The organism is Pseudomonas sp. PA-4-8C (genome assembly GCF_021606625.1).
GTDB lineage: Bacteria > Pseudomonadota > Gammaproteobacteria > Pseudomonadales > Pseudomonadaceae > Aquipseudomonas > Aquipseudomonas lactis.
The window spans coordinates 1-7,146 of record NZ_WKCD01000286.1 but is presented as its reverse complement, the minus strand read 5'-3'; the positions used below and the strand labels follow the sequence as shown (position 1 = coordinate 7,146).

The following is a 7,146-nucleotide window of genomic DNA, read 5'->3' as shown; positions in this document are numbered from 1 at the left end:
CCCGTAGCCCCTCCCTGGAGAAGACCGATTGAACATTCCAAGCGCCGTTTTAACCGGATTGCTGCTCACCCCTTTTGCCAACCTTGCGTTGGCGGGAACGCCCGAGATGCCCAGCCCCAACGACACAACCCACATCGATATCGCCGGCCAGCAGGTGCCCGTCGTCAAGGGCGGCTTGTACGACCGCTTTCGCTCCAACCCGCCGTTGTCGGTGGTTGCAGCAGAATTACCAGAGGTTGATTTAAGCTGGTTCAAAGGGTTGCAAAAGCACAAGGTCGACATCGGTTTTGAATCCTACTCGCCCAATTTTTACTATCAGAACAGTCGGGTAACAGCGGTCTATACGGCTGACATCGATAAGCTTCGGGCGTTGATGCCACCGCAGGTACTGGCCGCCGTGCAACCCTTGCAAGTCTGGCCGGGTCGCGGACTGATCGCGTTTACTGCGTACACCTATGAGCATTGCGATAACGACGCCTATAACGAAGTCGCCGTGTCGATCATCACTAACAAACCTGGCAAAGCCAACCTGGGCCCCTTCACGCTGGTGGGCCAGTCGATGTCGCAGGATTTTTGGGGCTATGTGCTCAAGCTGCCGGTGAATACCGAGCTGGCGCGGGTGCGCGGCGTGGTCGGTTACAACCTGCCGAAATGGCTGACTGGCATTGATCGCAAAGAGGATGGGCACTCGGTGGTGTATGACATTACCGACAGCCAGACCGGCAAGCTGGACGTGTCGTTCAAGGCCAAAAAGCTTGAGAAACTGTCCCATGATGCGGACCTGGTCACCAGCAGTTTCACCAATCTCGATCACCACGGCCAACTGGCCTACGGGTACGCGGTTTCCCGCCAGCTCAGCCATGGCTCCAGCCGTGACGCAGACTCAGCCACCCTCACGCTGGGCGATGGCAGCCTGTCCAATTACCTGCGCGACCTCAAGCTGGGGAAAATGCTGAAGTACGAATACGTACCCGAGTTCCAGAGCGCACTCTATGCGCCAGAGCCGCTCGCCAACCTGATTGGCGAACGCTGACCCTTGTGCGCCGGTCAGGCCCTCGGGGCCCGGCGGGCGCTTTTTCTTGTGGATGAGGCTGGAGCGCCCCCTTCCTCGCGCAGACGGTTAATCAGCATCTGCGCATTCTCCGCACAGGCCATGCCCTCGGGCTTGCCTTCGATGCCCTTGATGACGTTCAGCAACTGAGCCTTGTTCTGGGCCAGCCGTTGTTGCAGCACCTCGATTTCCTCGACCTTGTGCTTGAGCCCGCTGAGCAGCTCGTCATGCTGCCAACCACCGGCACTTCTGGGCATTAACTGCCGGATTTCTTCCAGAGAGAAACCGGCTGCCTGGGCACCCTTGATGATCTCCAACACCGCCTCGGTGCCGGGTGCATAGTCCCGATAGCCGTTGGATTTACGCTCAACCGATTGGATCAGGCCGCTCGCTTCGTAGAAACGGATGCGTGAGGCCGCCAACCCGCTGATTTTTGCCAACTCGCCTATTCTCATGTACCACCCACAAAAAACCATTGACCTTAAAGTTGACTTTAAACCTAAAGTCATTGGGCGGCCAAGGCGGCGATTCGTAGACGGCACGCTTGCCAGACACGAATGGGCTGCAGTGGGTCAATCCAGCGCCATGATCGCGATTCGATCAGGCCATCATTTCATTTGGGAGAGGCGAACATGGGCTACGTCACCACGCGAGACGGTGTTGAAATTTTCTACAAGGACTGGGGCCCACGCGATGCCCAGGTCATTTTCTTTCATCATGGCTGGCCACTGAGCGCAGATGATTGGGACGCGCAAATGCTGTTTTTCCTGGGCGAAGGCTACCGGGTCGTTGCCCACGACCGACGTGGCCACGGGCGTTCCAGCCAGGTTTGGGACGGGCACGATATGGACCACTATGCCGACGACGTCGCGGCCGTGGTCGAGCATCTGGGCGTACAAACCGCGGTGCATGTCGGTCACTCCACCGGCGGCGGTGAAGTGGTTCATTACATCGCCCGCCACGGCGAAGACCGCGTCTCGAAGGCCGCCATCATCAGCGCCGTGCCACCGTTGATGGTCCAGACCCCGAGCAATCCTGGCGGCCTGCCCAAGTCAGTGTTCGACGACTTGCAGGCGCAACTGAAAGCCAACCGTGCACAGTTCTATCATGACGTTCCGGCGGGCCCTTTCTACGGCTATAACCGCCCAGGCGCCACACCGTCCGAGGGCATCATCCTGAACTGGTGGCGCCAAGGCATGATGGGCTGTGCCAAGGCGCACTATGACGGGATCGTGGCATTTTCCCAGACCGATTTCACCGAAGACTTGAAACGCATCCAGATTCCCGTATTGGTCATGCATGGCGACGATGACCAGATCGTCCCCCATGAAAATGCCGGGGTGCTGTCCGCCAAACTGTTGAAAAACAGCACGCTAAAAATCTACCCGGGCTTCCCGCACGGCATGCCTACCACCCATGCCGATACGATTAATGCGGATTTGCTGGCGTTTATAAGGAGCTGATTGATTATTGGGGGGGCGGGTGACCGCCTCCCCTCTACCTGAACCGCTCGTTTCAGGTCATGCTGCGTCCTTCATTTCAAGGACGATAAAAACAATGAAAGCCCCCTTTGCCGCCCTGCTCCTGATAGGTCTTGCCGCGCCTGCACTCGCCAACGACAACCCCATCGGTTTCCAAACCACCACCCTGCCCGACACTCACAACATTCGCCCGTTGGAAATGGCCGTGTGGTACCCCTCCACCAGCACCGCCCAACCCAAGCTGATCGCTGACAACCTGGTGTTCATCGGTGTGCTTGCGGTGCCTGATGCCGCACCGACGCCCGGTAAACATCCGGTGGTGGTGCTCTCCCACGGCTACGGTGGCAATTGGGGCAAGCAGGCGTGGTTGGCCAGTGCGCTGGCCCGGCAGGGGTATATCGTGGCGGCAGTGAATCACCCTGGCACCACCAGCCAGGATCGCAGCGCGCAAGCCGCCGCGCAGTTGTGGCAACGGCCCAGGGATTTGAGCCGGGCCATTGATGCGCTGCTGGCGCAGGCCACGCCATTTGGCGCGGCGGATAGTGGCCGGATCGCGGTGATAGGCCATTCCCTGGGGGGCTGGACGGTCATGGAGAGCGCGGGGGCGCGTTTCGACCCGGCGTTGTTTGCCCGGGACTGCAACGCCCATCCGACGTTGGTGGCGTGCAAGGCTTACCGTGAGATGAACCCTGAAGGTACGCCGAACGGGAAGGCTCAACTGGCTGCGGACTTGAGCGATAAGCGCGTGACCGCTGTGGTGTCCCTGGACCTGGGCCTGTCACGCGGTTTTACCGATGCGAGCCTCGCGGCGTTGCCAGTGCCGGCCCTGGTGATCGCCGCCGGTGAGCCATCAGCGGATTTGCCGGCGCAGATGGAATCGGCTGACATGGCCAAGCGGCTGCCAAAAACGTCGACTCAGTACGTGGAGATCCAGGACGCCAACCACTTCAGTTTTATGTCTCAGTGCAAACCGGGCGCGGCAGCGTTGCTTGACGCTGATGTGCCCGGCGACAGCATCATTTGCCAGGACGGCAAAGGCGCGCGGCCACGGCCCGTGATCCAGCAGCAGGTGATCACACTGATCAGCGAGTTCCTGGCGCGCTGAACCGGTAGTATCATCCGCGCCTTTCCCCTTCAGGCAACGGAACATGAACCGCCAGAAAAAACTTCAGCAGCTCTTCAAAGCCAAAGCGAAAAAGGCCAGCGCCAAGCTGGCGCCAAAAAGCAAAGACAAATACATCAGCAAGGCGGACCGCTTGAAGCTGGCGACCGAGGCCGGCCAAGAGCCGGTTACGGCTGGCGAGACGCCTGCTGAGTAAGACGCATGGCTGAAGGGGTTGCCGCTTCGTATTTACCCCAGATACGCCGCAAATGCCGCGCCGAGCCAAAGCCTGCGCGCTCGGCGATGGTTTCTATGTCCAGGGCCGACTCGGCCAGCAGTTCCCGCGCCACCGCCAGGCGCAGGCGATGCAGGTAATCCAGTGGGCTGATGCCGACATGCTCCTGGAAAAGGCGCGCCAGGTGTCGGCTGCTGGTGCAGGCCAGGCTTGCCATACGGGTGAGTGTCCAGGCCTCGCAGGGGGCGGCGGCGATGGCGTCCTGCACGCGATGGACCGCCGGGTGCAGGTGATTGCGCCCGGTCACCCAAGGCGATAGCTGCGGGTCGCTGCCGCTGCGGCGCAGGTACACCACCATGTCCCGCGCCACGGCGCAGGCCAAGCGTGGCCCGGCCAGTTCGGCGACCAGCTGCAACATCAGGTCGATACCCGCCGTGATACCGGCGCTGCAACTGACCGGGCCGTCGGTGACGTACAGCCGGTTTTCCAGGACCCGGGCCTTGGGTGCGAGGGCTTGCAAGGTGACGCACAGCGAATGGTGCGTGGTGCATTGGCGCCCATCGAGCAGCCCGGCCCTGGCGGCACTCAACGCGCCGGCGCACACGCACACCAGGCGTTCGGCCGAGGGCGCGAAGACGTTTTGCAACCACAGGGTGAGCTGATGGCTGGCCGATTCGAAAGCCTTTTGGTGGGCCTTTGATACGTTCATCGTGGAGCCCACCAGCACCACCAGCGTGCCGGGCGCCAGAGTCTGCGGCAGGGGCGCCAGCCCGATCAGTGGCAAGCCGATGGAGCTGTGCAGCGACTCCACCGGGCTGACGTACTGCAGGTCGAAATCCACCGCCGCCGGGTCCTCGGCTTGCGCGGCCAGGCGCAACACTTCAGCAGGCCCCGCCAGGTCGAGCATCAGTACATTGGGCAACAGCACGAACAGCACCGGTACGCTCACAGGTTCATCCTTCCAAGGCCTGTTCGACCGTGACGATGCGCGCAAAACGCTCTTCCAGCACCAGCTCCGTGCGTTCGCGGATTTGCGCAGAGGTGTACTCCCGGCCGCTACGCAGGTGGGTCATGGGGAACGTCAATGTCGCTTCACTGACAAAGTCCACCTTGAAGCCGCTGTCCGACGCCTGCCGCGTGGTGGTCTCGCAGCATTGCTCGGTCCGGATGCCACTGATGATCAGCGTGGTGACGTCCATCTCCGTGAGGCGAGCGGCCAGGGGCGTACCGGCGAAGGCGCTGTGGTAACGCTTGTGGATCACCAACTGTGGATTGATCGACAGCTCGCTCAATGCCCTGACGTTGCCCGATTGCATGGAGAAATGCCCCTGGTCTTCAACATGGAAGACTTGTACCACCGGGATGCCGCGCTGAACACAACCATCGATGAGGGCCTGCTGTTTTTCCAGATAGTCGGGCAGGTCGTTTTCGGACCAGTAGGTTGAATGGCGGAAGGAATGTTGGACGTCGATCACGATCAGGGCTTTATGGGTCATGGACGGTCCTTGTGGCTTGCATCAGTGGGTAAACGATGCACGCCATGGTAAGGACCACCCACAGTGCGCGACAGACGCAAGGCAGACTACTTCAGGACGGATTCGGACATGTCACCGGGCACGCCATGGCACAACGGCTGCCGGGTTCGAAGCCATGGGCGTACTCATCCGCCAGGATCGTTTCCAGACGCGAATCAACGTGAGGCGCAAAGCCCAGGCGCCGGTAGAACGGAGCATTCCAGGGTACATGCTTGAAGGTGGTCAGCGTCACCGCACGCAGGTGTTGGGCGCGGGCATGCTCTATCGCCGTTTCCACCAATCTGCGCCCCCAGCCCTGGCCTTGCAGCGGCTGGGCAACCGACACTTCATGGATATGCAGGTCGTCGCCAAAGCGTTCTGCGCTGAGGAAGCCTTGAGGGTGATCGAGGTCATCAACCACCACCCAACAGGTCGATAGCGCGATCCACTGCCGATGGCACTCGACGCCGATCGGCGCGGCATCCGCCAGCCAAGCCAGCCCTTCGATTGCGCGAAACGCCTGGGCCGCGCACTGCTCGATGGCGGGCAACAAACCGGCATCTTGCGCGCGCGCCAGGCGAATATAGGCGGACTGCTCAGCAGCCACTCAATGCCACCTGGGGCCGTTCGCCCGCAAAGAAGAAAGGCCGCAAGCGCACGCCCACGCCGTTGCCGATAAAGGCCGCCACCAACCACACCCAGCCATGCAGGCTGCCCGAGGCGATGCCACTGAAGTACGCGCCGATGTTGCAGCCATAGGCCAGGCGCGAACCGTAGCCGAGCATCAGGCCGCCGATCACCGCCGCGATCAATGAGCGCAGCGGGATGTTCAGGCTGGGCGCGAAGCGCCCGGCCAGGCCTGCGGCCAACAACGCACCGAGAACAATGCCGATATCCATGACGCTGGTAATGTCTTCCCATACCGGTGCAGCCAGGGCCTTGGCATTGCCCGGCATTTGCCAGAATGCCCAACTGGCGACGTCTACGCCCAGGCCGCTCGCCACCTTGGCGCCCCACAGCGCGAACGCCGAGGTAATGCCCCACGGCCGCCCGGCCAGGGCCAGGGTCGCGTAGTTGAGCAACGCCAGGCCAATCGCGCCCCACACCAACGGCCACGGCCCGCGCAGGAAGCGACGCAGCCCTTGGTGCTCGCTTTGTACGCCTTGTTCAAGCTGACCATGACGGCGCTTTTCCAGGCGCACGGTCACCATTGCAATCAGCCCGAACACCGCCAGGCTCAGAACCAGCGCCGGCAGCACACCGAAACTTTTGACAATGGAAACCGCCGGGAACGATGGCAGTGCAAACCACCAGTCGACATGGTGGGTGGCGATCAACGAGCCGCAGATAAAGAACAGCAGCGTCACCAACATCCGGGCATTACCGCCGCCCACGGTGAACAAAGTACCCGACGCACAACCACCACCCAGCTGCATGCCGATCCCGAAGATGAACGCCCCGAACACCACCGACACACCGGCCGGCGCCACCAGCCCCACGACCGGCTGACCGAACAAAGTGCCCGCGCCCAACGCCGGGAAAAACAACAGCACCGCCACCGCCAGCATCACCATTTGCGCACGCAATCCGGCGCCGCGCCGATCATTGATAAACACGCGCCAGGCCGAGGTAAAACCGAAGGCTGCGTGATACAGCGTCAGGCCCAGCGCGGCGCCGACCACCAGCAGCAACACCTGGCGTGCGCCGACCATGTTCTGCAGGAACAGCGCGCCCGCCACCAGGATGATAAAGGCAATCAGTTG

General features: G+C 61.7%; 9 protein-coding genes. 4 read left to right on the top strand and 5 right to left on the bottom strand.

The window, feature by feature from the left end; all coding sequences use genetic code 11:
- The first annotated feature begins 106 nt into the window (after positions 1-106).
- A complete protein-coding gene (locus GIW04_RS26005; protein ID WP_019817544.1) occupies positions 107-1,033 on the top strand; it encodes an acetoacetate decarboxylase family protein in 927 nt (308 codons plus the stop codon).
- Between the two features lie 14 nt (positions 1,034-1,047).
- On the opposite strand, the gene GIW04_RS26000 is transcribed toward GIW04_RS26005, so the two are convergent.
- The gene (locus tag GIW04_RS26000) at positions 1,048-1,506 is read right to left on the bottom strand and encodes a MerR family transcriptional regulator (protein WP_014719214.1); all 459 of its coding nucleotides are present in this window, start codon (positions 1,504-1,506) and stop codon (positions 1,048-1,050) included.
- Between the two features lie 177 nt (positions 1,507-1,683).
- On the opposite strand from GIW04_RS26000, the gene GIW04_RS25995 reads away from it, so the two are divergent.
- The 3 genes from GIW04_RS25995 to GIW04_RS25985 all read left to right on the top strand — a co-directional run bounded on the left by GIW04_RS25995 (position 1,684) and on the right by GIW04_RS25985 (position 3,851).
- A complete protein-coding gene (locus GIW04_RS25995; protein WP_014719215.1) occupies positions 1,684-2,514 on the top strand; it encodes an alpha/beta fold hydrolase in 831 nt (276 codons plus the stop codon).
- 94 nt (positions 2,515-2,608) lie between these two features.
- The gene (locus tag GIW04_RS25990) at positions 2,609-3,637 is read left to right on the top strand and encodes an alpha/beta hydrolase family protein (protein WP_120248954.1); all 1,029 of its coding nucleotides are present in this window, start codon (positions 2,609-2,611) and stop codon (positions 3,635-3,637) included.
- A 43-nt stretch (positions 3,638-3,680) separates the two neighbouring features.
- A complete protein-coding gene (locus GIW04_RS25985; protein ID WP_014719217.1) occupies positions 3,681-3,851 on the top strand; it encodes a DUF2986 domain-containing protein in 171 nt (56 codons plus the stop codon).
- On the opposite strand, the gene GIW04_RS25980 is transcribed toward GIW04_RS25985, so the two are convergent.
- The 4 genes from GIW04_RS25980 to GIW04_RS25965 form a co-directional block, all read right to left on the bottom strand.
- Positions 3,823-4,818: a GlxA family transcriptional regulator gene (locus tag GIW04_RS25980; protein WP_120248955.1), complete on the bottom strand. Its 996-nt coding sequence runs from the start codon at positions 4,816-4,818 to the stop codon at positions 3,823-3,825. The genes GIW04_RS25985 and GIW04_RS25980 overlap by 29 nt on opposite strands.
- Before the next feature lie 4 nt (positions 4,819-4,822).
- Entirely contained in the window at positions 4,823-5,365 is a 543-nt protein-coding gene (locus GIW04_RS25975; protein WP_120248956.1) for a cysteine hydrolase family protein, read from the bottom strand.
- Between the two features lie 91 nt (positions 5,366-5,456).
- The gene (locus GIW04_RS25970) at positions 5,457-5,990 is read right to left on the bottom strand and encodes a GNAT family N-acetyltransferase (protein ID WP_120248957.1); all 534 of its coding nucleotides are present in this window, start codon (positions 5,988-5,990) and stop codon (positions 5,457-5,459) included.
- Entirely contained in the window at positions 5,980-7,143 is a 1,164-nt protein-coding gene (locus GIW04_RS25965) for a YeeE/YedE family protein (RefSeq protein WP_236479331.1), read from the bottom strand. Before GIW04_RS25965 ends, GIW04_RS25970 begins: the two co-directional genes overlap by 11 nt.
- Between the last annotated feature and the right edge of the window lie 3 nt (positions 7,144-7,146).

Coding starts and splice junctions, on each gene's coding strand:
- GIW04_RS26005 (WP_019817544.1), top strand. CDS start 107: ATGCCCAGCCCCAACGACACAACCCACATCGATATCGCCGGCCAGCAG.
- GIW04_RS26000 (WP_014719214.1), bottom strand. CDS start 1,506: ATGAGAATAGGCGAGTTGGCAAAAATCAGCGGGTTGGCGGCCTCACGC.
- GIW04_RS25995 (WP_014719215.1), top strand. CDS start 1,684: ATGGGCTACGTCACCACGCGAGACGGTGTTGAAATTTTCTACAAGGAC.
- GIW04_RS25990 (WP_120248954.1), top strand. CDS start 2,609: ATGAAAGCCCCCTTTGCCGCCCTGCTCCTGATAGGTCTTGCCGCGCCT.
- GIW04_RS25985 (WP_014719217.1), top strand. CDS start 3,681: ATGAACCGCCAGAAAAAACTTCAGCAGCTCTTCAAAGCCAAAGCGAAA.
- GIW04_RS25975 (WP_120248956.1), bottom strand. CDS start 5,365: ATGACCCATAAAGCCCTGATCGTGATCGACGTCCAACATTCCTTCCGC.